At 58.5% G+C, this 24,578-nt stretch carries 20 protein-coding genes and 1 pseudogene; 5 read left to right on the top strand and 16 right to left on the bottom strand.

Going from position 1 to position 24,578, the window contains the following annotated elements; genetic code table 11:
• Positions 1 to 44 precede the first annotated feature (44 nt).
• The 15 genes and pseudogenes from tviB to mtnA all read right to left on the bottom strand — a co-directional run bounded on the left by tviB (position 45) and on the right by mtnA (position 18,531).
• A complete protein-coding gene (tviB, locus tag CRX69_RS13355; protein WP_107322151.1) occupies positions 45 to 1,322 on the bottom strand; it encodes a Vi polysaccharide biosynthesis UDP-N-acetylglucosamine C-6 dehydrogenase TviB in 1,278 nt (425 codons plus the stop codon).
• Positions 1,323 to 1,472: 150 nt separating this feature from the next.
• The gene (locus CRX69_RS28235) at positions 1,473 to 1,985 is read right to left on the bottom strand and encodes a transcriptional activator RfaH (protein ID WP_157952124.1); all 513 of its coding nucleotides are present in this window, start codon (positions 1,983 to 1,985) and stop codon (positions 1,473 to 1,475) included.
• 484 nt (positions 1,986 to 2,469) lie between these two features.
• Positions 2,470 to 3,329: pseudogene (locus CRX69_RS13345) on the bottom strand (IS3 family transposase); the annotation flags it as partial.
• 232 nt (positions 3,330 to 3,561) lie between these two features.
• Positions 3,562 to 4,629 carry an LPS O-antigen chain length determinant protein WzzB gene (locus CRX69_RS13340; RefSeq protein WP_107322149.1) on the bottom strand — a complete coding sequence of 356 codons (1,068 nt, stop codon included), beginning with the start codon at positions 4,627 to 4,629 and terminating at the stop codon, positions 3,562 to 3,564.
• Positions 4,630 to 4,824: 195 nt separating this feature from the next.
• The gene (locus CRX69_RS13335) at positions 4,825 to 5,049 is read right to left on the bottom strand and encodes a LapA family protein (protein ID WP_047226314.1); all 225 of its coding nucleotides are present in this window, start codon (positions 5,047 to 5,049) and stop codon (positions 4,825 to 4,827) included.
• A 26-nt stretch (positions 5,050 to 5,075) separates the two neighbouring features.
• Positions 5,076 to 5,372 (bottom strand): integration host factor subunit beta, encoded by a 297-nt coding sequence (gene ihfB, locus CRX69_RS13330; RefSeq protein ID WP_047226313.1) that lies wholly within the window; start codon positions 5,370 to 5,372, stop codon positions 5,076 to 5,078.
• A 146-nt stretch (positions 5,373 to 5,518) separates the two neighbouring features.
• Positions 5,519 to 5,797 carry a hypothetical protein gene (locus tag CRX69_RS13325; RefSeq protein ID WP_107322148.1) on the bottom strand — a complete coding sequence of 93 codons (279 nt, stop codon included), beginning with the start codon at positions 5,795 to 5,797 and terminating at the stop codon, positions 5,519 to 5,521.
• A gap of 270 nt (positions 5,798 to 6,067) precedes the next feature.
• A complete protein-coding gene (rpsA, locus tag CRX69_RS13320; protein ID WP_014337228.1) occupies positions 6,068 to 7,762 on the bottom strand; it encodes a 30S ribosomal protein S1 in 1,695 nt (564 codons plus the stop codon).
• Between the two features lie 120 nt (positions 7,763 to 7,882).
• Positions 7,883 to 8,572 carry a (d)CMP kinase gene (gene cmk, locus CRX69_RS13315; RefSeq protein WP_047226311.1) on the bottom strand — a complete coding sequence of 230 codons (690 nt, stop codon included), beginning with the start codon at positions 8,570 to 8,572 and terminating at the stop codon, positions 7,883 to 7,885.
• Entirely contained in the window at positions 8,569 to 10,776 is a 2,208-nt protein-coding gene (locus CRX69_RS13310) for a bifunctional prephenate dehydrogenase/3-phosphoshikimate 1-carboxyvinyltransferase (protein WP_047226310.1), read from the bottom strand. Before CRX69_RS13310 ends, cmk begins: the two co-directional genes overlap by 4 nt.
• Before the next feature lie 28 nt (positions 10,777 to 10,804).
• The gene (gene hisC, locus CRX69_RS13305; RefSeq protein ID WP_107322147.1) at positions 10,805 to 11,917 is read right to left on the bottom strand and encodes a histidinol-phosphate transaminase; all 1,113 of its coding nucleotides are present in this window, start codon (positions 11,915 to 11,917) and stop codon (positions 10,805 to 10,807) included.
• 13 nt (positions 11,918 to 11,930) lie between these two features.
• On the bottom strand, positions 11,931 to 13,025 hold the full coding sequence (gene pheA / locus CRX69_RS13300; protein WP_003199233.1) for a prephenate dehydratase: 1,095 nt from the start codon (positions 13,023 to 13,025) through the stop codon (positions 11,931 to 11,933).
• The gene (gene serC / locus CRX69_RS13295) at positions 13,025 to 14,110 is read right to left on the bottom strand and encodes a 3-phosphoserine/phosphohydroxythreonine transaminase (protein ID WP_076385786.1); all 1,086 of its coding nucleotides are present in this window, start codon (positions 14,108 to 14,110) and stop codon (positions 13,025 to 13,027) included. Before serC ends, pheA begins: the two co-directional genes overlap by 1 nt.
• A gap of 233 nt (positions 14,111 to 14,343) precedes the next feature.
• Positions 14,344 to 17,007 (bottom strand): DNA gyrase subunit A, encoded by a 2,664-nt coding sequence (gyrA, locus tag CRX69_RS13290; RefSeq protein WP_047226307.1) that lies wholly within the window; start codon positions 17,005 to 17,007, stop codon positions 14,344 to 14,346.
• A gap of 447 nt (positions 17,008 to 17,454) precedes the next feature.
• Positions 17,455 to 18,531 (bottom strand): S-methyl-5-thioribose-1-phosphate isomerase, encoded by a 1,077-nt coding sequence (gene mtnA, locus CRX69_RS13285; protein WP_107322146.1) that lies wholly within the window; start codon positions 18,529 to 18,531, stop codon positions 17,455 to 17,457.
• Between the two features lie 106 nt (positions 18,532 to 18,637).
• On the opposite strand from mtnA, the gene CRX69_RS13280 reads away from it, so the two are divergent.
• The 5 genes from CRX69_RS13280 to CRX69_RS13260 all read left to right on the top strand — a co-directional run bounded on the left by CRX69_RS13280 (position 18,638) and on the right by CRX69_RS13260 (position 23,645).
• A complete protein-coding gene (locus CRX69_RS13280) occupies positions 18,638 to 19,969 on the top strand; it encodes a TRZ/ATZ family hydrolase (RefSeq protein WP_107322145.1) in 1,332 nt (443 codons plus the stop codon).
• A 61-nt stretch (positions 19,970 to 20,030) separates the two neighbouring features.
• Positions 20,031 to 20,729, top strand: coding sequence for a bifunctional 2-polyprenyl-6-hydroxyphenol methylase/3-demethylubiquinol 3-O-methyltransferase UbiG (ubiG, locus tag CRX69_RS13275; protein WP_047226304.1), 699 nt, complete (start codon positions 20,031 to 20,033; stop codon positions 20,727 to 20,729).
• 4 nt (positions 20,730 to 20,733) lie between these two features.
• Complete coding sequence (gene mupP, locus CRX69_RS13270; protein ID WP_047226303.1) at positions 20,734 to 21,405, top strand: N-acetylmuramic acid 6-phosphate phosphatase MupP; 672 nt, start codon at positions 20,734 to 20,736, stop codon at positions 21,403 to 21,405.
• Between the two features lie 210 nt (positions 21,406 to 21,615).
• A complete protein-coding gene (locus CRX69_RS13265; protein WP_047226302.1) occupies positions 21,616 to 22,356 on the top strand; it encodes a YciK family oxidoreductase in 741 nt (246 codons plus the stop codon).
• A 362-nt stretch (positions 22,357 to 22,718) separates the two neighbouring features.
• Positions 22,719 to 23,645, top strand: coding sequence for a GGDEF domain-containing protein (locus CRX69_RS13260; RefSeq protein ID WP_047226301.1), 927 nt, complete (start codon positions 22,719 to 22,721; stop codon positions 23,643 to 23,645).
• A gap of 147 nt (positions 23,646 to 23,792) precedes the next feature.
• Here the strand turns inward: CRX69_RS13260 and CRX69_RS13250 are convergent, their stop codons facing one another.
• Entirely contained in the window at positions 23,793 to 24,563 is a 771-nt protein-coding gene (locus CRX69_RS13250) for an iron-containing redox enzyme family protein (protein WP_218575624.1), read from the bottom strand.
• Between the last annotated feature and the right edge of the window lie 15 nt (positions 24,564 to 24,578).

The raw sequence follows: 24,578 nt of genomic DNA, 5'->3' as shown, positions 1-24,578 counted from the left end.
ACAACACCCGAGCATCCCCGGGCATTGGCCTATTTGAATTTTATTTAAAGGCGAATATCGGAATCCGAGCTAGCCAGCAAATATTTAAGGTCATATAGAATATGTTCAGTCTTACCAAAACTGCGAATGGTTTCAGCCCCCATATCCCGAAACTCATTATGTGCGACCGCGACAACAATACCATCGTAGGTGTTAGTCATCGGTTCGGATATTGGGGTGATAGCATATTCATGCTCAGCTTCAGCAACGCTGACCCACGGATCGTAGACATCTACCGCAATATTGTACTCCGCCAGTTCAGCAACAATATCGACGATACGCGTATTGCGTAGATCCGGGCAGTTCTCCTTAAATGTCAAGCCCATGATCAAAACACGGGCGCCATCCACATGAATTCGGCGTTTTAACATCGCTTTCACCAGTTGGGAAACAACATACGCTCCCATGCTGTCGTTAAGTCGACGGCCAGCAAGAATGATTTCAGGGTGATAGCCGATAGCTTGGGCCTTGTGCGTCAAGTAGTACGGGTCGACACCAATGCAATGACCACCCACTAGACCGGGCCGGAAAGGTAGGAAATTCCATTTAGTACCGGCAGCTTGAAGAACGGCCTCTGTGTCAATCCCCATTTTGTTGAAGATAATTGCAAGTTCGTTTATAAGAGCGATATTGAGATCACGTTGCGTGTTTTCGATAACCTTCGCAGCCTCTGCGACTTTGATACTGCTGGCCTTGTGGGTGCCGGCAGTGATTATCTGATTATAAAGCGCATCCACCAGATCAGCTATTTCCGGGGTAGAACCGGAAGTCACCTTTTTTATTGTAGTAACACGATGCTCTTTATCACCTGGATTTATACGCTCCGGGCTGTACCCCACAAAAAAGTCGACATTAAAGACAAGACCTGAAACTCGCTCCAACACAGGAACACATTCTTCCTCCGTTGCGCCTGGATAAACAGTGGATTCGTAAATGACAATATCATTTTTCTTAAGCACTTTACCGATAGTCTCGGAAGACTTGATCAGCGGGGTAAGATCCGGCTGATTATATTGATCAATTGGCGTGGGCACAGTCACTATAAAAGTGTTGCACTCACCTAACTCACTTACAATAGAGCTATAGCCTAGATATTTGGATTGATTTAGTTCAGCATCGCTAACTTCAAGCGTAGAGTCATGTCCGGATTTCAGAGCGTCTATACGAGGTTGGTTGATATCAAACCCAACCACCGGGCGAAACTTTCCAAACTCTACAGCAAGCGGTAACCCCACATAACCCAGGCCAATAATAGCAAGTTTAATATCGTTCAATTGATGCATAGTCAAAGCCTAAATTATCGAATGAATGAGTCTGGTCAAACTAAAACATGCTTCTATGCATGCTACCGTCCTAGGGTTAACCGTCGACGCCCTAGTGCGCTGATTCATGCTTTCCACGCCCGAATCCGTTCAGGTGATCCGGTTATATAGCTATGTATAATGATGACTTATCGATTGCTCCTGTCGATTCAAGCAATTTACGAGCATGACCATTCGCTCTTTACCGTCCGCAGCCACCATAATAATATCAAGCTCAATGCAAGTTGGTTCGAGAGATTGAGCACGCTCTGAGCACGTGACATGAAAGTTACTCATCAACTCATCGCGGTGTTGTAATTTCAGGACGACAGAGTTAGCTAGCCGCAGCGGTCGCCCTCCAAAACTCACAATACGACTAACCCCATGGGTCGAACGCAAAGGAGACCAATCGGTATCGGCAGGAAGATTTATGAATGGGTATCTTGGAAATCGTGACTCTTGGACGATCCGGGGCTGTCCTCGTACGATTCGAACACGACGGCACATGGGACGAGTACACGCATAGCCCTTCCGCTGCAGATTTTCTTCAGCTCGATGATCCTGCCTGGATTTACACTGCGCCCGATACCAAGCCTTCCGCCGCTTGCAGAGGGTGGATTCGCTGATTGCATTGCGAATATTCATGTCCATACTCTAATCACTAACGCTCAACATCCACCCACCACTCATTGCGGAACGCCCTTCACTGGCTGGGCTGGAGGGACCAGCTCTCCAGCTTGCTTGCTCTAAACCATCGAGCAAGACCTCAACCAAGCGCGTTGAACCTTCAGATGAATAGATTATACAACTAAAGGGGAAAAATCCTTAGCCACAATCATCTGCGCGCAGAGCTTCCTATCCAACGATAGGTGAATTCCTTGCTTCGGTACGCGCTTAAGCCGAGATATGGGGGAGGAAATGAACATCGCATTCACTGCAGATCGCCATCAGGCAAAATTATAGGAGAACGCTAAAGGATAGGCACAGCATGCCTACACGAATTTGATTTGATCAAAGAGACAGGCGGTCCTAGCAGGACACAAACGCTCCTTGTAGTGGTCAACTGATCCCGGACACGACGTTAAGTTTTTTCTCGGCCTGAGCCGGTGGCAGCCCACCATTAAATTGGGTGGAACAGCAGATCCTGAGGCTTCCCTCGCTGCTCGTAAGCCATGTCCAAGGCCTTGATGACCAAGTCGGCATCCGGCTTTCCCGACAACGCCCAGCCCACAACACGGCGGGCAAAAATATCTAGCACAACCGCCAGATACTGCTATTTCCCTTGAGCCCAGATGTAAGTGATATCGCCACACCAGACGTGGTCAGGAGCGGGCACATCAAACACCCGGTTCAAAATATTAGGGATGTCGGGCCGCTCGACCGTCGCCTTTTTGTAAGCATGCAATCCCGGTTGTTTGCTGACCAACTCCAGCTCGCGCATCAGGCTGCGCACCTTGAATCGCCCGATCTGCTCACCGTCGTCCTGCATCATGGCCATGATGCTACGGCTATCGGGAGCACTGCGGCCCTGGGTGAACAACTCGTTCACCCGACTGCGCAATCGAAGGCGTTCTAAATCCGGTGTGCGGCGCCTGAGACGCCGAGCGTAGTAGCACGAGCGGGTCACTTCAAACACCTTGCACAGCCAATCAACCGGCTCGTGGATGCTCAACTGGTCAATCAGCGCGAACGCTCGAGATCTTCAGACATCAAGAGCGCGGTAGCCTTTTTTAAGATCGATTTTTCCCGCTCAAGGCGAGCAATTCGGGCTTCCAGCTCTTGGATTTTCTGCTGCTCCGGGGTCAGCGCTTTGCTCTGCTGGGTGACGCCCGTGCGTTCTTGCTGCACTTGGTCGACCCATCGGCGCAAAGCCGACTCGCCGACACCAAGCGAGCGGCTGGCCTCAATGAAGCTGTAATCCTGCTTAAGAACGAGGTCGGCAGCCTCGCGTTTGAATTCAGCGGAAAAGGTACGGCGTTGTTTGGTCATCTGACACCTCTATGTGGCGATATTCTCGCCCAAATGGGTGTCCGGTTTCATTAGACCACTCCACCTCGCCTACAGAGATCGCAGCCCCCCTCCCCTAACCTAGCTGGCGCACCTTCCAAGCGGATATCTGGAGTAGGTTCGATTTTGCGGGAAACATGAAAAACATAGCTTAAGAAGTTGCACCTCAATCCGCGATAATCGCCTCAAGAGGAAGTCGGCTATTTACTATCAGCTACGAACGAGCAGCTACTACACCCGACGCTGTTGATAGCCGAATGACCAAAAATCGAATCAATGCGATAAATCCACCTAATACCAGCCCAGAAATAAAACCCACTACAAGAATAAAAAGTTTTCTTGGCCTTATCGGACTCTCCGGCACTTCAATACTACCATCCTGCCGATAAACCGAAATCCTTTCAGGATCAACATTCAACTTACGATATAAACCGTACTGCATCTGCAGCGGCCGTAAATCAGTAATAAATGCATCATCAGAAGACCTGGACTCCAGCGCATTGATTTCCGCCGCCAATGCTTTGCTACCCCGCTGGTAATCCATTTTATCGCCGGTATCTACCGTGATATCCACCGCCGCAGAAGAGTTGATTCTCGGCGAGGTCAAACCGATCGCTTCAGCGATCTTCAACGCCTCCCGCAGCTGCTGAATGCGGTCCTCGCGAACGCGCTGCGCAGTCTCGCGCAAGCTCACAATTTGCTGCTCAAGGTTACGCGCATTTACCGACGCCTCGGTGCTCACGTTCTTGACCAGCTCCGACTCAGCAGCTTCGCTGGCGTGTTGGACGTAGATCTTTGCCCATTCAGTGGCCCGGACAGGGTCCCCACCTTGAACGGCCACCGAAAAGCGATCTGGCGTATCTTTTCCCGGCCCTTTGATCACCAGTTCCCGGGAAAAGCGCGCGTACAAACGGTCGAGCGCGCCCTGTCGCTGAGACTCATCGAGGGAGGGAAGATAAATCTCATTGAAGAACTTCTGACGCAGGGACTCGCCTTGAAGGTTTCTGGCAAAAACGTCATAAACATACTTGATCGAATAAGGTTCCAGCTCAGTGCTTTTCCCACGACCAAAATTCAGCTCGGCTATATCATTCTGCGTTGGCGGCATGATGAAAAGCTTGGACTCATAGACCGGCTTACTGAGAAACGCATACGCAGCCGCGCCTACCGTGACTAAAAGAGTCACACCAATGATCAACCATTTTTGGGACCAAAGACCCTGAGCGAGGGCAATAAGGTCAATCTCATCAGAGCGATGGGTTTCGACTGGATTATTTTGCATCTGAGGCCTCATGTCCTTTTTTTGACATGACACCCGCACACAAACTGGACACGCTAAAAGGCAGAACGATCAGCCCCTCGGCGGATACCGCAACAAACTGAGTTAAATTAAACACGATCAAAACGCACCCAAACGCCAGAAAAAAGTTGCAGACAGTGATCCTTTTACACAAAGACTTCCGGGCTCACACATCCATTATTTAAACCGTCGGCGCAGGCCCATGAACCATGCGAGTAACGGGCCCAACATCATACCAGCGAGAAACGCCAACAGCACGAAAACCGAAACAGGAACCTGCGGCGTCGACCAGCCCAAGAACAACAATGCGACAGAGTGGGTATTTTCAAGCACAAACAGAACGATGACTGCAGCCACTAGCAACGCGAGCAAGACGAGGGCAAAACGTTTAAAGCGGTGCATGAATTTCCCCTTGCATAAACGCCTCCTTACAGGTCATCCCCCTCCTCCTCATTGACGCGATCCCTGAGTTCCTTGCCCGGCTTGAAATGCGGAACAAATTTACCGTCCAGGCTCACGGATTGGCCGGTTTTGGGATTGCGACCGACACGCGGCGCACGGTAATGGAGAGAGAAGCTGCCGAAGCCACGGATCTCGATGCGGTCTCCGGTCGCCAGGCACTGGGACATTTGCTCAAGCATGGTCTTGATGGCCAGCTCCACATCTTTAGATGAGAGTAGCCCTTGATGGGTGACAATTCGTTCGATCAACTCCGACTTCGTCATATTTTTCCCTTCTTTTTCAAGCAGCTAGGAAAATCGCTTGAAAAGGTTTTAGCATGACCGGAAGAATTTGAACAGCCCAAGTCTTGACATATCTTCATCCTGTCGTATTTGCCCCGCTTCTGCACAAGCCTTGCACTTGAGCGCATTCAACGACAAATGACCAACATCGTGCGGGTCAGGTAGCCTGCCGGATTGAAGCCGAATGGATACTGATCTTCATCCTTGGCATCATCGGAGCGAGTGATGACTTTGTACCCTGCGCCCTTGCACTCCTTCGCAGCGCGCTTGTGGCATTTTTCCCAGCCCGATCCCAGGCCGGAACAATCGACCTCGATGCCACTGACGCCACGCACTGCATGGGTCTTGGCACTTGTGGTGCAACCTGCCAAGGTCAATACTGCGAATACCAGGATGAGCCTGTTCATTAATCTCCTTGAATATGCAGCACCCGACGGGGTGGTGTTTGATCTGGCGCTATCGCGAGCAGGCTCGCTCCCACATTGGCCCAGGGGAGCATCCGCAGTCTAGCCCTGAATAGGTGATTGATCTGCTTAAAGAAAGAGACAGTTAGGTTGCAGGATTGGTTTCACTGCCGAGTCAGACAGAGGAGCCAACTTACAAACAGGCCAGTTTTCCCGAATCACGCCCACAAAAAAGGGCGACCGAAGTCGCCCTTTTTTATGGTCTGACAGAACTCAGTTCTGCTTTTCCATCTGTGCACGCAGCAGGTCGCCCAGAGTGGTAGGACCAGCAGCAATGTCAGAGGTAGCTGGCTTGTCGCGCAGGCTCTGGATTGCTTCTTTCTCTTCAGCATCGTCTTTCGACTTGATGGAGAGCTGGATTACGCGGCTCTTGCGGTCAACGCTGATGATCTTGGCTTCTACTTCTTCGCCTTCTTTCAGAACGTTGCGCGCGTCTTCAACGCGGTCACGGCTGATTTCGGAGGCCTTCAGAGTCGCTTCGATATCGTCGGCCAGGGTGATGATGGCGCCTTTAGCGTCAACTTCTTTCACGATGCCCTTAACGATTGCGCCTTTATCGTTCTCTTGAACGTACTCGGAGAACGGATCGCTTTCCAGTTGCTTGATGCCCAGGGAGATGCGCTCGCGCTCTGGGTCAACCGACAGGATAACGGTGTCCAGCTCGTCGCCCTTCTTGAAGCGGCGTACGGCTTCTTCGCCCACTTCGTTCCAGGAGATGTCGGACAGGTGAACCAGACCGTCGATGCCGCCATCCAGACCAATGAAGATACCGAAATCGGTGATCGACTTGATGGTGCCGGAGATTTTATCGCCCTTGTTGAACTGGCCAGAGAAATCTTCCCATGGGTTAGATTTGCACTGCTTGATGCCCAGGGAGATACGACGACGCTCTTCGTCGATGTCCAGAACCATAACTTCCACTTCGTCGCCGACTTGTACGACTTTCGAAGGGTGGATGTTCTTGTTGGTCCAGTCCATTTCGGAAACGTGTACCAGACCTTCAACGCCTTCTTCCAGCTCAGCGAAGCAGCCGTAGTCGGTGAGGTTGGTAACACGAGCGGTGACGCGGGTGCTTTCTGGGTAACGGGCTTTGATAGCAACCCATGGATCTTCACCCAGTTGCTTGAGGCCCAGGGAAACACGATTGCGCTCGCGATCGTACTTCAGAACCTTGACATCGATCTCGTCGCCAACGTTGACGATTTCCGAAGGATGCTTGATACGCTTCCAGGCCATGTCGGTGATGTGCAGCAGGCCATCGACGCCACCCAGATCGACGAATGCGCCGTAATCGGTGAGGTTCTTGACGATACCCTTGACCTGCTGGCCTTCCTGCAGCGATTCCAGCAGAGCTTCACGCTCGGCGGAGTTCTCGGCTTCCAGGACACTGCGACGGGAAACGACAACGTTGTTGCGCTTCTGGTCCAGCTTGATGACCTTGAATTCCAGCTCTTTGCCTTCCAGGTGCGTGGTGTCGCGCACTGGACGGACGTCAACCAGGGAACCTGGCAGGAACGCACGGATGCCGTTAACGTCGACAGTGAAGCCGCCTTTAACCTTACCGTTGATAACGCCCTTGACCACTTCCTCAGCTGCGAAAGCCGCTTCCAGAACGATCCAGCATTCAGCGCGCTTGGCTTTTTCACGGGACAGCTTGGTTTCACCGAAGCCATCTTCAACCGAGTCCAGCGCAACGTGAACTTCGTCACCGACGTTGATGTTCAGTTCGCCAGCGTCGTTGTAGAACTGCTCAAGCGGGATGAGTGCTTCAGACTTCAGACCAGCGTGAACGGTTACCCAGCGAGCTTGGTAATCGATATCAACGATAACACCGGTGATGATGGAGCCTGCCTGAAGGTTCAGGGTTTTCAGGCTTTCTTCAAAGAGTTCCGCAAAGCTTTCGCTCATTTTAATTCCTGTTGATTAGGGCGAAGAATACGCCCGCCTCCACACCCCAGACGGTGTGGGTTAGTTTCATATAAAAGAAGCACCGCAGGACTATGACTGGTCCCCTGCGGAGCTTCCTGGTCACCCGGCGATATCGCGGATGGCGATTTCGCTCATGATGCGTTGCAACACCTGATCGATGGACAACTCCGTGGAATCCAGCTGTATCGCGTCAGCCGCCGGCTTGAGCGGGGCTACTGCGCGCTGGGTGTCACGCTCGTCGCGTGCACGGATCTCATCTAGCAGACTCGACAGACTAACATCCTCGCCTTTGCCCTTCAACTGCAAATATCGGCGACGAGCCCTCTCCTCAGCACTGGCGGTGAGGAAAATCTTCAGCGGGGCATCGGGAAACACCACGGTCCCCATGTCGCGCCCATCGGCCACCAATCCGGGCGGCTCCTGGAAAGCGCGCTGGCGCTGCAGCAACGCCTCGCGCACCGCCGGCAGCGCGGCGACCTGGGAGGCCCCGGCCCCGACGCTTTCGGTACGAATGACATTGCTGACTTCGTCACCCTCCAGAATGATGCGCTGCAGCTGACCGTCGGTCGCCGCGATGAACTGCACGTCCAGATGCGCAGCCAGGGCCTTGAGCAGCTCTTCGTTGGTCAGATCGACGCCATGATTGGCCGCGGCGAACGCCAGCAGACGATACAAGGCGCCCGAATCAAGCAGGTTCCAGCCCAATTGTTTGGCCAGTATTCCGGCGATGGTGCCCTTGCCCGAACCGCTTGGGCCATCGATGGTGATAACCGGTGCCTTGATGTTCACGACTGTGCCTCTTGTGCTACTCGAATACCGACCTGGGCACACAGCGCCAGGAAGTTCGGGAACGACGTCGCGACGTTGGCGCAATCATGGATGCGGATCGGCGCACTGGCGCGCAAAGACGCAACACTGAAGGCCATGGCGATACGGTGATCACCGTGACCATGGACTTCGCCACCGCCGATCTGGCCGCCGTCGATAATGATGCCGTCCGGCGTCGGCTGGCATTTCACGCCCAACGCGATCAGGCCGTCAGCCATCACCTGGATACGATCCGACTCCTTGACCCGAAGTTCTTCAGCGCCGGTCAGCACGGTGCGCCCTTCGGCACAGGCCGCCGCCACGAACAACACCGGGAATTCGTCGATGGCCAGTGGCACCAGCGCTTCGGGAATCTCGATACCCTTGAGTTTAGCTGCTCGTACGCGCAGGTCTGCAACCGGCTCGCCGCCCACTTCACGCTGGTTTTCCAGGGTGATGTCAGCGCCCATCAGGCGCAGGATGTCGATCACACCGGTACGGGTCGGGTTGATGCCCACATGCTCAAGCACCAGCTCGGAGCCTTCGGCAATCGAGGCGGCCACAAGGAAGAACGCCGAGGACGAGATATCGCCCGGCACCTCAATGTGGGTCGCGGTCAGTTTGCTGCCGGACTCGACGGAGGCCGTGGCACCGTTGACCGTGACCGGGTAGCCGAAGCCGCGCAGCATGCGCTCGGTGTGGTCGCGGGTCGGGGCCGGCTCGGTGACAGTGGTCTTGCCTTCGGCATAGAGACCGGCCAACAGCAGGCAGGATTTCACCTGGGCGCTGGCCATCGGCATGGTGTAGGTCAGGCCCTTGAGCTTGTTGCCACCGCGAATGGTCATTGGCGGACGACCTTCGGCCGCCGTCTCGATCACCGCACCCATTTCCCGCAGGGGGTTGGCCACGCGATTCATCGGCCGCTTGGACAGCGAAGCGTCACCGGTCAGGGTGCTGTCGAAGTCCTGGGCGGCCAGCAGTCCGGACAGCAGGCGCATCGACGTGCCGGAGTTGCCCAGGTAGATCGGCCCCGGAGCCGGCTTGAGGCCGTGCAGGCCGACACCATGAATGGTCACGCGACCGTGATGCGGGCCTTCGATGACCACGCCCATGTCGCGGAACGCTTGCAGCGTCGCCAGGGCGTCTTCACCTTCGAGAAAGCCTTCCACTTCGGTCACGCCTTCAGCCAGGGAGCCGAGCATGATCGAACGATGGGAAATCGATTTATCGCCCGGTACACGAATACGCCCACTCAGGGAGCCACCAGGTTGTGCCAGGAAAATCAGATCGTTGGAGTTCATAGCGTCCACATAGGCCCGACGGGCCAGGATTTTACTGAAATGCTCGCGGGCCACCCTGGCGCGTGTGAAAACGCCCAGCAATTGGTGCCCGTCCCCTGCATCGACCGCGTCGCGCAAGGCGTCGAGGTCGCTGCGAAATGTATCGAGTGTGCGCAGGACAGCTTCGCGGTTGGCGAGGAAGATGTCGTGCCACATGACCGGGTCGCTACCGGCGATTCTCGTGAAATCGCGGAAACCGCCGGCAGCGTAACGGAAGATCTCAAGATTTTCATTGCGTTTGGCCAATGAATCCACCAGACCGAACGCCAACAGGTGTGGCAAATGGCTGGTGGCGGCCAATACTTCATCGTGGCGCTCGACCTGCATGTGCTCGACGTCCGCACCCAGCTCGCGCCACAGGCGATCCACCACTGCCAGCGCAGCCGGATCGGTCTGGTCCAGTGGCGTCAATATTACTTTGTGACGACGAAACAGTTCGGCGTTGGAGGCTTCCACCCCGCTCTGCTCGGAACCGGCAATCGGATGACCCGGCACAAAGCGCGCCGGCATCCCGCCGAAGGCTTCGGTGGCCGCCCGCACGACATTGCCCTTGGCACTGCCGACGTCCGTGAGAATCGCCTGCCCCAGGTCCATGGTCGCCAGGCGTGCCAGCAGCTTCTCCATGGCCAGGATCGGCACGGCCAACTGGATCACGTCCGCACCCTGGCAAGCAATCGCCAGGTCGTCCTCGCAGCGATCCACCACTCCCAGTTCCACCGCCAGCCGACGCGACTGCGGGTCCAGATCGACACCCACCACTTCACGACACAGACCGCTTTCGCGCAGGCCTTTGGCGAAAGAGCCGCCGATCAATCCCAGACCGACCACCACCAGGCGACCGATCATAGGTGCAGCAGATTGCAGTGAAGTGACATCAACCACGAGCCAGAACCTTGCTCAACGCCTCGAGAAAGCGGCTGTTTTCCGCTGGCAGGCCAATGGTGACGCGCAGGTGGTTCGGCATGCCGTAGTTGGCCACCGGACGCACGATCACACCCTCGCGCAGCAAGCCCTGGAACACCGGGGCAGCGACACGGCCCAGGTCGACGCAGATGAAGTTGCCTTTGGATGGAATCCAGCTCAGGCCCAACTCACGGAACCCGGCTTCCAACTGCTGCATGCCAGCCTCGTTCAGGCGGCGACTTTCGGCCAGGTAGGCGTCGTCCCCGAGCGCAGCACAGGCAGCGGCCAGGGCAAAGCTGTTGACGTTGAACGGCTGACGCACGCGGTTGAGCACATCGGCCACCACGGCGGTGGACAGGCCGTAACCAACCCGCAGCGATGCCAGGCCATAGGCCTTGGAGAACGTGCGCGAGACCAGCAGGTTCGGGTAGGCGGCGAGAAAATCCAGGCCATCGGGCAAATCGCTGCCTTCGGCGTATTCGATGTAGGCCTCATCCAGCACCACCAGCACGTGCTCGGGCACGTCCTGCAGGAAGTCGTCCAACGCCTGGGCGTCGAACCAGGTGCCGGTCGGGTTGTTTGGATTGGCGATGAAGACGACCCGCGTGTTGGCGTCGATGGCCGCCAACATGGCGGGCAGGTCATGCCCCCAATCCTTGGCCGGCACCACATGGGCGTCGGCGCCGACGGCCTGGGTGGCGATCGGGTAGACCGCAAACGCATGCTCGCTGAACACGGCATTGAGGCCCGGCGCCAGGTAGGCACGCGCCACCAGCTCGAGAATGTCATTGGAACCGTTGCCCAGGGTGACCTGGCTCAACTCCACGCCACAGCGCTCGGCCAGCAGGCTCTTGAGGGCGAAACCGTTGCCGTCGGGATAACGGGTCAGCTCGGCCAGCTCGTCCCGGATCGCCTCCAGCGCCTTGGGGCTCGCCCCCAAAGGGTTTTCGTTGCTTGCCAGCTTGACGATGCTGGCCGGGTCCAGATCCAGCTCGCGGGCCAATTCGTCCACCGGCTTGCCTGGAACGTAAGGCGAGAGTTGTTGCACGCCTGGCTGCGCCAGAGCGAGGAAGTTGCCACTCATTAGCTATCCGCCCTTAAAGAACTGCTTTGGGGTAGGAACCCAGCACCTTGAGTGCCACTGCTTCCTGACTGATTTTTTCCAGCACACCTTTTACCAGTGGATCGCGGTGGTGGCCGACAAAATCGATGAAAAACACGTAGGTCCATTTACCGCTGCGCGACGGACGGGTCTCGATCCGTGTCAGATCGATGCCATTGTCATGGAACGGCACCAGCAGCTCATGGAGCGCGCCGGGTTTGTTGCTCATGGAGACGATGATCGACGTCTTGTCGTCGCCGGTGGGCGGCACTTCCTGGCTGCCAATCATCAGGAATCGCGTGGAGTTGTCCGGACGATCCTCGATTTTTTCCGCCAGGCGGGTCAGGCCATAGAGGCCGGCCGCCATGTCGCCGGCAATCGCCGCCGAGTTCCATTCACCCTTGACCCGCTTGGCCGCCTCGGCGTTGCTGGACACCGCCACGCGCTCGACATTCGGGTAATGGGCATCCAGCCACTTGCGGCACTGGGCCAGGGACTGGGCGTGGGAGTAGATCCGGCTGATGCTGTCGGTCTTGGTGTTCTCCCCCACCAGCAGGTGATGGTGGATGCGCAGCTCGACTTCGCCGCAGATCACCATGTCGTGCTCAAGGAAGCTGTCCAGCGTGTGGTTGACCGCGCCTTCGGTGGAGTTTTCCACCGGCACCACGCCGAAGTTCACCGCGCCCGCCGCCACTTCACGGAAGACTTCGTCGATGGCCGCCATTGGCTTGCTGATCACGGCGTGGCCGAAATGCTTCATGGCGGCAGCCTGGGTGAAGGTGCCTTCAGGGCCCAGGTAAGCGACTTTCAAAGGCTGCTCAAGGGCCAGGCACGAAGACATGATCTCGCGGAACAACCGCGCCATTTCTTCGTTGCCCAGAGGGCCCTTGTTGCGCTCCATGACGCGCTTGAGTACCTGCGCCTCACGTTCCGGGCGATAGAACACTGGTACTTCGCCTTCGGCCAAGGAGGCCATTTTCACCCGTGCCACTTCCTGGGCGCAGCGCGCGCGCTCGCTGATCAGCTCCAGGACCTTTTCGTCCAGGGCATCGATGCGCAGGCGCAGCGCCTTGAGTTCTTGCTCAGACATCAACCATGTTCCTTCTCGAACTCTGCCATGTAGGAAATCAACGCATTGACCGCGTTGATATCGACGGCGTTGTAGATGGAAGCGCGCATGCCGCCGACCGAACGGTGGCCCTTGAGGTTCAGCAACCCGCGCTCGTCGGCACCGGCCAGGAACGGCTTATCGAGACGATCGTCGGCCAGGCGGAACGGTACGTTCATCCACGAACGATCAGTCTTGTTGATCGGGTTGCTGTAGAGGCCGCTGGCGTCAATGAAGTCATAGAGCGTGCGCTGCTTCACTTCGTTGAGCTTGCCGATAGCCTCGACACCGCCCTGTTCTTTGAGCCACTCGAATACCAGGCCGGACAGGTACCAGGCCAGGGTCGGCGGGGTGTTGTACATCGAGCCGTTGTCGGCGGCGACCTTGTAGTTGAGCATGGTCGGGCACAAGGAACGGGCGCGTCCCAGCAGGTCTTCGCGAATGATGCTGACCAGGATGCCACTGGGACCGATGTTCTTCTGGGCGCCGGCGTAGATCATGCCGAAACGGGAGATGTCCACCGGGCGCGACAGGATGTCCGAAGACATGTCAGCCACCAGGGGCACGTCGCCGGTTTCCGGAATCCAGTTGAATTCCAGGCCGCCGATGGTTTCGTTCGGCGCGTAATGAACGTAGGCCGCGTCCTTGGACAGGTTCCACTCGTTCTGGCCGGGAATGGCGAAATAGTCGTAGGGCTTGGCAGTGGCCGCGACATTGACGTGGCCGTAGCGCGAGGCTTCTTCGATGGCTTTCTGCGACCAGATCCCGGTGTCGATGTAGTCGGCCTTGCCGCTTTCGGGCAGCAGGTTCAGCGGGATCTGCGCAAACTGCTGGCTGGCGCCGCCCTGCAGGAACAGCACCTTGTAGTTGGAGGGGATGTTCAGCAGATCACGCAAGTCCTGCTCGGCCTTGGTGGCAATGGACACGAACTCATCGCTGCGATGGCTCATTTCCATGACGGACAGGCCCTTGCCATGCCAGTCGAGAAGTTCACCTTGGGCACGCTTCAGGACCGCTTCAGGAAGCGCCGCCGGGCCGGCACAGAAGTTATAGGCTCTCTTGCTCACATCCAATCTCGCTCTGATCTGGTGGTCACATCAATCTTCAATCAACACATGACCCAAATGTGGGAGCGAGCCTGCTCGCGATAGCGATGTAACAGTCAGCATCCATGTTGAATGTCAGTCCGTCATCGCGAGCAGGCTCGCTCCCACAGTTGCGCGTCATGTGCAGTGTCGCAAATTTTCAAACGGGACAAACAACAAGGGGGCGAATCTTCATCCGCCCCCTGCATGTCCGCTTAGTCCTGCGGTTCTTCTTCGTCTGCGGCAGCGTCGAGCGGTTGGTCGCCGGTCATGTCGTCAACGTCGGTAGCAAGAGTGCCGTCGAACGCCACGCCCTCCTCGCCTTCCAGCTCCTCGCCTTCGACTTCCGATGGCTCCTGCACCCGCTCAAGCCCGACCAGCGTTTCGTCGCTGGCCAGCTTGATCAACGTCACACCCTGGGTGTTACGACCCAGGCTCGACACTTCGGCCACCCGCGTGCGCACCAAGGTGCCCTGGTCGGAGATCAACATGATCTCCTCGCCATCGAGCACCTGGACAGCGCCGACCAGACGACCGTTACGGTCGTTGCTGACCATGGCGATCACGCCCTGGCCGCCACGCTTGTACTCAGGGAATTCGCTGATGGCCGTGCGCTTGCCATATCCACGCGCCGAAGCGGTGAGGATCTGGCTGCCTTCTTCGGGGATCAGCATGGAAATCAGCTTCTGGCCTTCCGGCAGGCGCATGCCGCGCACACCGCGGGCGGTACGGCCCATGGCGCGAACGTCGGATTCCTTGAAACGAGTAACCTTGCCGCCGTCGGAGAACAGCATGACCTCACGCTCACCGTCGGTGATGGCAGCGGAAATCAGTACGTCACCTTCGTCCAGCTCCAGGGCGATCAGGCCAACACTGCGCTGACGGCTGAAGGATTCCAGCGGAGTCTTCTTCACGGTGCCCTTGGCGGTGGCCATGAAGATGTAATGACCTTCGGTGTATTCCTCCACCGGCAGCATGGTAGTGATGTACTCATCGCTATCGAGCGGCAGCAGGTTGACCAGCGGACGACCACGGGCGGCACGGGACGCTTCGGGGATTTCGTAGGTCTTGAGCCAGTACACCTTGCCCTTGCTGGAGAACAGCAACAGCGTGGTGTGGCTGTTGGCAACCAGCAGGTGAGCGATGTAGTCCTCGTCCTTGACGCCTGTGGCCGACTTGCCTTTACCACCGCGACGCTGGGCCTGATAGGCGGCCAACGGCTGGGTCTTGGCGTAGCCGCCGTGGGAAATGGTCACCACGCGCTCTTCTTCCGGGATCATGTCACCCAGGGTCAGGTCCAGGCGCGCATCGAGAATCTCAGTGCGGCGCACGTCGCCGTATTCGGCGCGGATCACTTCCAGTTCTTCGCGGATCACTTCCATCAGGCGCGTGGCGCTGTTGAGGATGCGGATCAGCTCGCCGATCTGGTTGAGGATTTCCTGGTATTCAGCCAGCAGCTTCTCGTGTTCCAGGCCGGTCAGGCGGTGCAGACGCAGTTCCAGGATGGCTTGCGCCTGTTCCGGGGACAGGAAGTACTTGCCATCGCGCAGGCCGTATTGCGGGTCGAGGTTTTCCGGACGGCACGAGTCGGCGCCGGCACGCTCGACCATCGCCACTACCGCGGTGGATTCCCAAGGCGTGCTGATCAGCGCTTCCTTGGCTTCCGACGGGGTTGGCGAGGCCTTGATCAGAGCGATGACCGGGTCGATGTTCGACAGGGCAACGGCCTGGCCTTCGAGGATATGACCACGCTCGCGGGCCTTGCGCAGCTCGAACACGGTGCGGCGGGTGACCACTTCGCGACGGTGACGCACGAAGGCTTCCAGCAGATCCTTGAGGTTCAGGATCCTCGGACGGCCGTCGATCAGCGCCACGATGTTGATGCCGAACACCGCTTGCAGCTGGGTCTGGGCATAGAGGTTGTTGAGGATCACCTCGGGCACTTCGCCGCGACGCAGTTCGATCACGACGCGCATGCCGTCCTTGTCGGACTCGTCCCGCAGCTCGGTGATGCCTTCAAGCTTCTTCTCTTTCACCAGCTCGGCGATCTTCTCGATCAGACGGGCCTTGTTCAGCTGGTACGGGAGTTCGGTGATGACGATCTGCTGGCGACCACCGACCTTGTCGATGTCTTCGATGGTCGAGCGGGCGCGCATGTAAATGCGGCCGCGACCGGTGCGGTAGGCTTCGATGATACCGGCGCGACCGTTGATGATCGCAGCGGTCGGGAAGTCAGGACCAGGGATGTACTGCATCAACTCATCGACCGTCAGCTCGGGATTGTCGATGAGGGCCAGGCAACCGTCGATGACTTCACCGAGGTTGTGCGGCGGGATGTTGGTCGCCATGCCCACGGCGATACCGCTGGAGCCGTTGACCAGCAGGTTCGGGATACGGGTCGGCATGACCGCCGGGATCATTTCGGTGCCGTCGTAGTTCGGCACCCAGTCCACGGTTTCCTTATGCAGGTCGGCCAGCAGTTCGTGGGCCAGCTTGGTCATGCGCACTTCGGTGTATCGCATGGCCGCGGCGTTGTCGCCGTCCACGGAACCAAAGTTGCCCTGGCCGTCTACCAGCAAGTAGCGCAGGGAGAATGGCTGGGCCATCCGGACGATGGTGTCGTACACGGCGGTGTCACCGTGGGGGTGATACTTACCGATCACATCACCGACGACACGGGCTGATTTCTTGTACGGCTTGTTGAAGTCGTTGCCCAGCTCGCTCATCGCGAACAGCACGCGCCGGTGCACGGGCTTCAAGCCATCGCGCGCATCCGGCAGCGCCCGCCCGACGATTACGCTCATTGCGTAGTCGAGGTAGGACTGTTTCAGCTCGTCTTCGATATTGACCGGGAGGATTTCTTTGGCCAGTTCGCCCATGAGAAGCCTGATTCCTTTTTCTGGTGAAACCTCGTCACATCCAGATGGGACGAACGAAGCTCGCCGCTGCAGAACAAGTGCCATGCAGCGACTTACGACAAATCAACGAGTTATGCCATGGATCTGCGCAGTAAAGGCCACCTCGTGAGGCAGCCCTGGAAACCGCCGGATGTTATCACAAGAGCCGCCACGCACCTATCCCCCTGATGCGCATGGAGCATAGTTAGTTGACCGGTGACAGGCTGATATGGGACGAGAGGGGCTTAGAGGCTTGCCGAAAGCAGATTTGAGGTTCAATTCAGGCTCATTTGCTGACTTTCAGGGCCTCATCGCGAGCGGGCTCGCTCCCACGGGGGATCTGTGTATGCCGAAGATTCCGGCCACAACACCGATCCAATGTGGGAGCGAGCCCGCTCGCGATAGCGGCAGACCCGCCACTCAAAGCCTTCAGTGCAACCGCTTGCGACACATCAACTGCGCCATCTTCGCCGTATCCGGGCGCTCGACGATGCCTTTCTCGGTGACAATGGCGTCGATCAGGTCCGCCGGGGTGACGTCGAACACCGGGTTGAAGGCATCCACCTCCGCCCCGACCCGCTTGCCGCCAACCTCCAGCAGTTCGCGCCCGTCGCGCTCTTCAATCGGAATGTCTTCGCCGCTGGCCAGGTTCATGTCGATGGTCGAACTCGGCGCCACCACCATGAAGCGCACGCCATGGTGCATGGCGCAGACCGCCAGTTGATAGGTGCCGATCTTGTTCGCCACGTCGCCATTGGCCGTGATGCGGTCGGCGCCGACGATGACCCAGGTCACGCCCTTGGTCTTCATGATGTGGGCGGCGGCGGAATCGGCATTGAGGGTCACCGGAATGCCTTCATTGGCCAACTCCCACGCGGTGAGGCGCGAGCCTTGCAGCCACGGACGGGTTTCGTCGGCGTAGACGCGCTCGACCATGCCCTCGAGGAATGCCCCCCGGATCACGCCAAGGGCCGTGCCAAAGCCGCCGGTGGCCAGGGCGCCGGTATTGCAATGGGTCAGGATGGCCTGGGCGTTGCCCTGATGCTTGCGGATCAGGTCGACACCCAACTGAGCCATGGTCAGGTTGGCTTCGCGGTCGCTTTCATGGATTGCGATGGCTTCGGCCTCAAGGGCCGCCAGCGGTTCGGCGTGCTCTTTCAAGCGCCCCAGCCGGTCGCGCATCCGGTCAAGCGCCCAAAACAGGTTCACTGCCGTCGGCCGGGAGTCGGCCAGCAGGGCAAAATCAGCCTCCAGCGCCGCCTGCCAGTCCCCGCCCTCGGCCACCCGCGCCCGCGCTGCCAGCACTACGCCATAGGCCGCACTGATGCCGATGGCCGGCGCGCCCCGCACCACCATCGAGCGAATGGCCTCGGCCACGCCGGCCGCCGAGGTATAGGCGATCCAGGTTTCCTCGAACGGCAAAATACGCTGATCCAACAGATAGAGGGCGCCATCACGCCAATCGATGGCCTTCACCTTCTCCGCAGCCAACAGTCGATCGCGCATCCCACACCCCGCACTCATGAACAAAAGCCGCCGATTATAGCGATCCCTCCGCGAAGACGCTCGGGTATACTTCGCCATCCTTTATACGCCATGGAACCGTTCCACGATGCCCAAGCCTGCCGTTGCGCTCGACTTATTACTGCTGCCGACCTGGTTGGTGCCTGTCGAACCCGCCGGTGTCGTGCTCAAGGATCATGGCCTGGGCATCCGCGACGGCTGCATCGTGCTCATCGGTCCACGGGCAGAAGCCCTCAAGTGTGACGCAGCCCAGGTCCGCGAACTGCCGGGCATGCTCCTGAGCCCCGGATTGATCAACGCCCACGGCCATGCGGCGATGACCCTGTTCCGCGGGCTGGCCGACGACCTGCCCTTGATGACCTGGCTTGAACAACACATCTGGCCGGCCGAGGGCAAATGGGTCGACGAAGATTTTGTTCGCGACGGCACTGACCTGGCGATCGCCGAGCAGCTCAAGGGCGGCATCACGTGTTTCTCGGACATGTATTTCTACCCCAAGGTTGCCAGCGAGCGTGTGCATAACAGCGGTATCCGCGCACAAATCGCCATTCCGATCCTCGATTTTCCGATCCCCGGTGCCGCCAGCGCCGACGATGCCATTCGTCAGGGCATCGAATTGTTTGGCGACCTCAAGCATCATCCACGGATCAAAGTGGCATTCGGCCCCCATGCGCCCTACACCGTCGGCGACGAGAACCTGGAAAAAATCCGGGTAATCGCCGAAGAACTGGACGCGGCCATTCATATGCATGTTCACGAAACCGCCTTCGAAGTACAGCAGGCTGTGGATAACACCGGTGAGCGACCCATGGCCCGGCTTGGGCGACTGGGCCTGCTGGGGCCACGCTTTCAGGCGGTGCACATGACTCAGGTCAGCGATGAAGACCAGGCGTTGCTGGTAGAAAGCAACTGTAGCGTGATCCACTGCCCGGAATCGAACATGAAGCTGGCCAGCGGGTTCTGCCCGGTGGAGCGCTTGTGGCAGGCCGGGGTCAATGTCGCGGTCGGCACTGACGGGGCGGCGAGCAACAACGATCTGGACCTGTTGGGCGAGACGCGTACCGCCGCATTGCTGGCCAAGGCCGTCGCCGGTTCGGCCACGGCCCTGGACGCCCACCGGGCGTTGCGCATGGCCACGCTCAATGGCGCCCGGGCGCTGGGCATCGAAGCGACGGTCGGCTCGCTGGAAGTCGGCAAGGCCGCCGACCTGGTGGCCTTTGACTTGTCGGGACTGGCCCAGCAGCCGGTCTATGACCCGGTGTCGCAACTGATCTACGCCACCGGTCGCGACTGCGTGAAACATCTGTGGGTGGCCGGCAAGCCCTTGCTTGAGGACGGCCGCCTGACCCGCCTGGACGAATCGCAGCTCAGTGCCACGGCACAGGCATGGGGTCGTCGCATCAGCGGCCACAACGAATAACCAGGCCCCTTGAGCCACGGCTCGGGCCCTACGATTTTTCAAGTTTTTCGAGGATCTGCACATGAGCAACGTCGACCACGCTGAAATCGCCAAATTCGAAGCCCTGGCCCATCGCTGGTGGGACCGTGAAAGCGAATTCAAACCGCTGCACGATATCAACCCGCTGCGGGTCAACTGGATTGACGAGCGAGTCAGCCTGGCTGGCAAGAAGGTGCTCGATGTCGGCTGCGGCGGCGGCATCCTCAGCGAAGCCATGGCCCAGCGCGGAGCGACGGTGATGGGCATCGACATGGGCGAAGCACCGCTGGCGGTTGCGCAACTGCATCAACTGGAATCCGGCGTCAGCGTGGAATACCGGCAGACCACCGCCGAAGCCCTGGCCGAGGAAATGCCCGAGCAGTTCGATGTGGTCACTTGCCTGGAAATGCTTGAACACGTACCGGATCCATCATCAGTCATCCGCGCGTGCTTTCGCATGGTCAAGCCCGGTGGTCAGGTGTTCTTCTCCACCATCAACCGCAATCCGAAGGCCTACCTGTTCGCCATCATCGGCGCCGAATACATCATGAAGCTGTTGCCACGTGGCACTCACGACTTCAAGAAATTCATCCGGCCTTCGGAGCTGGGGGCCTGGAGCCGCATGGCCGGGCTGACCGTCAAGGACATCATCGGCCTGACGTACAACCCGCTGACCAAGCACTACAAGCTGGCCGCCGACGTTGATGTCAACTACATGATCCAGACCTTGCGCGAGGAGTAAGTCGATGCGTCTCAAAGCGGTTCTCTTCGACATGGACGGCACGCTGCTCGACACCGCGCCGGACTTCATCGCCATCTGCCAGGCCATGCGTGCCGACCGTGGCCTGCCACCGATGAACACGCAGCATATTCGCGACGAAATTTCCGGCGGCGCCCGGGCGATGGTCGCGGTGACCTTCTCCATGGACCCGGAGTCGCCGGGTTTCGAGGAACTGCGCCAGGAATTCCTCGACCGCTACCTCAAGGGCTGCGCGGTGCACAGCCACCTGTTTGACGGCATGGCCCAGGTGCTGGCCGACATTGAGGCCGCCAACCTGATCTGGGGGGTGGTCACCAACAAACCGGTGCGCTTTGCCGAGCCGATCATGCAGCAGCTAGGCCTGGCCGAACGCTCGAAAGTGCTGATCTGCCCCGACCATGTAAAGAACAGCAAGCCGGACCCCGAACCGCTGACTCTGGCGTGCAAGATGCTCGACCTGGATCCGGCCAGCGTATTGTTCGTGGGCGACGACCTGCGGGACATCGAGTCTGGCCGCAGCGCCGGCACCAGGACCTGCGCGGTGACCTACGGCTACATTCACCCGGACGACAACCCGAACCATTGGGGCGCAGATGTGGTGATCGATCACCCCTCGGCGCTGCGTGAAGTGCTGGATAACGCGTTGTGCAGTTGCTGAGCTGACCGTACTCACTGTTGTCGATGCTTTTGTGGCGAGGGGATTTATCCCCGCTGAGGCGCGAAGCGCCTCTCCTACAGCATCAGGCCAACCTGCAAAAACTTGGGGCTGCTTCGCAGCCCAGCGGGGATAAATCCCCTCGCCACAGATCAATCCCTTCGCCACACGTGCGCATCACCACGCATTTGTTCTGTTTCGTGAGGTTTTTTTATGTTTGAGTATTCCGCCCGCCCCGACCTGCTCAATGGCCGGGTCATCCTGGTCACCGGCGCTGGTCGCGGCATCGGCGCCGCAGCCGCCAAGGCCTATGCCGCCCACGGCGCTACTGTATTGCTGCTGGGCAAGACCGAAGCCAACCTGACCCAGGTCTACGATGAAATCGAAGCGGCCGGGCATCCACAGCCGGTGGTAATCCCGTTCAACCTCGAAACCGCCCTGCCCCATCAGTACGATGAACTGGCGGCGATGATTGAAACCGAATTCGGCCATCTGGACGGCCTGCTGCACAACGCCTCGATCATCGGCCCGCGTACGCCGCTGGAGCAGTTGTCCGGCGAGAACTTCATGCGGGTGATGCAGGTGAACGTCAACGCCATGTTCATGCTCACCAGCACCTTGCTGCCGCTGCTCAAGCTGTCCAAGGACGCGTCCGTGGTGTTCACCTCCAGCAGCGTCGGGCGTAAGGGACGGGCTTACTGGGGGGCTTATGGTGTCTCCAAGTTTGCCACCGAGGGGCTGATGCAAACCCTGGCCGACGAAGTCGAGACCGTCGCACCCATGCGCGCCAACAGCATCAACCCCGGCGCCACCCGCACCAGCATGCGCGCCCAGGCCTATCCGGGGGAAAACCCGCTCAACAACCCTACGCCTGAAGAAATCATGCCGGTCTACCTGTACCTCATGGGGCCGGATAGCACAGGCGTCAACGGTCAGGCGTTCAACGCCCAATAATTGTTCACCTTCGCGTCGCGTCGGTTTACCGTCGCGACGTCCCTGCGCCCGATACGTAGCCAGGCGAACCGCCAAGTCCATGTCGCCCCATGCCGACGACGCGCTCGCCGTTTGTAGTCAATACATTGATTTACAATCGGTTTTTATTCTACTGAACCGAATGGCACGACTTTCGCTCTAAAGATCCTCAAACACGCCATGTTCGGCGGGTAATGGATGTTGAGATGAGACTTATGCCTGCCAGGTAAAGCGGACTAAACTCAAATCAGATGTCCTACGGGACTGAAGGACCAGTACGACGCGCCGCCCAAAGCCGCCTCACCCAACCTGTCAGGACAGATTTGCTTAGGGGCTCACGCCATATGAAAACGCCAACCCAGATCAACGCGATTGATTTCGACAGCGCCAAACTGCAGCGCCTGGGCTTTGGCCAGCCGTCACCGCTGGTGGCACGCTCTGTCAATCTTTCGCAGTTGCGTCAGCAGCTGAGCCAGCAATTGCAGACCAGCCTGGAGCCGCAACGGATCCTGGGGCTGTTTTTTCGTGAGGTTCAGCGGCTGGTGCCGCTGGACGCGCTGATCTACCGCCACAGCCCCAGCGATCTGCGCCTGGAGCTGGGGCAACGCGGGCATCACACCCTCACCTACAACCTCAGCCATGAAAGCGAGTACTTGGGCGAGCTGGTGTTTCGCCGCAATCAACGCTTCACCGAGACCGAACAAGCCGACCTTGAGTCTGTGTTGTCGACGCTGCTGTTTCCGTTGCGCAATGCTCTGCTCTACCGCGCCGCGACCCAAAGCGCCCTGCGTGACCCACTGACCGGCACCGGCAACCGCATCGCCATGGACCAGACGCTGATCCGTGAAATTGATATGGCCAAGCGTCATTTGCAACCGCTGTCACTGTTGATGCTGGACATCGATCATTTCAAGCGCGTCAACGACAGTCATGGGCACGGTATCGGCGATGAGGTGTTGAAGGGCGTAGCCGAGGCCATCAAGAATCAGCTGCGCAATGTGGACATGGTGTTCAGGTTCGGCGGCGAAGAATTCCTGATTCTGCTCTCGAACACCAGCCGGGACGCCGCGGCCTTGGTCGGAGAACGACTGCGTCATGCCGCCCAGGCGCAGGATTATTTTGCCGCAGGCACCAGAATCGAACTGACGGTCAGCCTGGGTTGCGCGACGTTGCTGCCGGGTGAGTCAGTCGAAAGCCTGCTGCGCAGGGCCGACAACGCGTTGTACGTGGCCAAGCGCGAGGGCCGCAACCGGCTGGCGATGGCGGGTTGAAAACCAGCAATGACAGATTCTGTGAACACCGTCGAAAAATGTGGGAGCGAGCGTGCTCGCGATGGCGATCAGGCAATCAACCTCCCCGTTGACTGTCCTGACCCCTTCGCGAGCACGCTCGCTCCCACCTGGGTTGGCTATCGGGTATCAGCTCCCGGCCAACGCCAGGCGCTCACGGGGCGATGAGGTTTTCCCCACCGATTCCGATTGCTCCAGTTGCATGCAGCGCTCCAGGAAGAGGTACATGTAGTCGTAGCTCTTGCAGACAGCCTGGCGCAGTTCGATCTGCAAGGCCTTGCTCGGGTTCATGCCCGCCAGGGTGCAGATGATTTCCAGGGCTTCCCAGGGATGGGCATCATCGTACTGGGCGTGCATCTTCAGCCACTTCATGGCTCGCTTGCGGTCTTCCTCGGCGAAAGCCGCCGCGTAGATACCGCTGGAACACACCAGTGCCGACCACTCCCCGGTTGCCCCCTCGATGGCATAGTTGGTCGCGGCGATGGCCACGATCAGCGAGTCCGAAGAACTCGTATGCCAGCACCAGTGGCTCAGCGCATGGAGTTCGGGTGGCACTTGCTGCGCTTGCAGATCTTCCAGGGTCACGCCATGGGCGGCGCTCCAGTTGACCCAGTAATCGGCATGGTTGAGTTCGACACGAATGTTGCGCATCAGCCAGCGACGCGCCATGTCCTCGCCGGGATGGCGGGCAAAGCGTGTCTTGGTGAGGTTCTGTGCCATGTATAAGGCGAACTGTTCAACGACCGGCCAACCACCAATAAGGTAGTGGCGCATGGTCTTGGCACTGAGCTTGTTATCGCGCATGCGTTGATACAGCTCGTGTTCGACAACCCGGCGCTTGCTCTCGCTGCAATCGGTAATGAGCTGTTGTGCCCATTTCGGATAGCTTGTGGCGTCCATGAGCGGGCCTGTTCG

The sequence above is a fragment of the Pseudomonas rhizophila genome (assembly GCF_003033885.1).
Lineage (GTDB): Bacteria > Pseudomonadota > Gammaproteobacteria > Pseudomonadales > Pseudomonadaceae > Aquipseudomonas > Aquipseudomonas rhizophila.
The sequence above is the reverse complement of the archived record's forward strand: the minus strand, read 5'-3'. Positions and strand labels throughout refer to the sequence as shown.

Coding starts and splice junctions, on each gene's coding strand:
- CRX69_RS13335 (WP_047226314.1), bottom strand. CDS start 5,049: ATGCACCGCTTTAAACGTTTTGCCCTCGTCTTGCTCGCGTTGCTAGTG.
- CRX69_RS13265 (WP_047226302.1), top strand. CDS start 21,616: ATGTTTGAGTATTCCGCCCGCCCCGACCTGCTCAATGGCCGGGTCATC.
- mupP (WP_047226303.1), top strand. CDS start 20,734: ATGCGTCTCAAAGCGGTTCTCTTCGACATGGACGGCACGCTGCTCGAC.
- ubiG (WP_047226304.1), top strand. CDS start 20,031: ATGAGCAACGTCGACCACGCTGAAATCGCCAAATTCGAAGCCCTGGCC.
- CRX69_RS13260 (WP_047226301.1), top strand. CDS start 22,719: ATGAAAACGCCAACCCAGATCAACGCGATTGATTTCGACAGCGCCAAA.
- CRX69_RS13280 (WP_107322145.1), top strand. CDS start 18,638: ATGCCCAAGCCTGCCGTTGCGCTCGACTTATTACTGCTGCCGACCTGG.
- hisC (WP_107322147.1), bottom strand. CDS start 11,917: ATGAGTGGCAACTTCCTCGCTCTGGCGCAGCCAGGCGTGCAACAACTC.
- gyrA (WP_047226307.1), bottom strand. CDS start 17,007: ATGGGCGAACTGGCCAAAGAAATCCTCCCGGTCAATATCGAAGACGAG.
- CRX69_RS13340 (WP_107322149.1), bottom strand. CDS start 4,629: ATGCAAAATAATCCAGTCGAAACCCATCGCTCTGATGAGATTGACCTT.
- CRX69_RS28235 (WP_157952124.1), bottom strand. CDS start 1,985: ATGAATATTCGCAATGCAATCAGCGAATCCACCCTCTGCAAGCGGCGG.
- CRX69_RS13310 (WP_047226310.1), bottom strand. CDS start 10,776: ATGATCGGTCGCCTGGTGGTGGTCGGTCTGGGATTGATCGGCGGCTCT.
- pheA (WP_003199233.1), bottom strand. CDS start 13,025: ATGTCTGAGCAAGAACTCAAGGCGCTGCGCCTGCGCATCGATGCCCTG.
- tviB (WP_107322151.1), bottom strand. CDS start 1,322: ATGCATCAATTGAACGATATTAAACTTGCTATTATTGGCCTGGGTTAT.
- mtnA (WP_107322146.1), bottom strand. CDS start 18,531: ATGCGCGATCGACTGTTGGCTGCGGAGAAGGTGAAGGCCATCGATTGG.
- CRX69_RS13250 (WP_218575624.1), bottom strand. CDS start 24,563: ATGGACGCCACAAGCTATCCGAAATGGGCACAACAGCTCATTACCGAT.
- rpsA (WP_014337228.1), bottom strand. CDS start 7,762: ATGAGCGAAAGCTTTGCGGAACTCTTTGAAGAAAGCCTGAAAACCCTG.
- ihfB (WP_047226313.1), bottom strand. CDS start 5,372: ATGACGAAGTCGGAGTTGATCGAACGAATTGTCACCCATCAAGGGCTA.
- CRX69_RS13325 (WP_107322148.1), bottom strand. CDS start 5,797: ATGAACAGGCTCATCCTGGTATTCGCAGTATTGACCTTGGCAGGTTGC.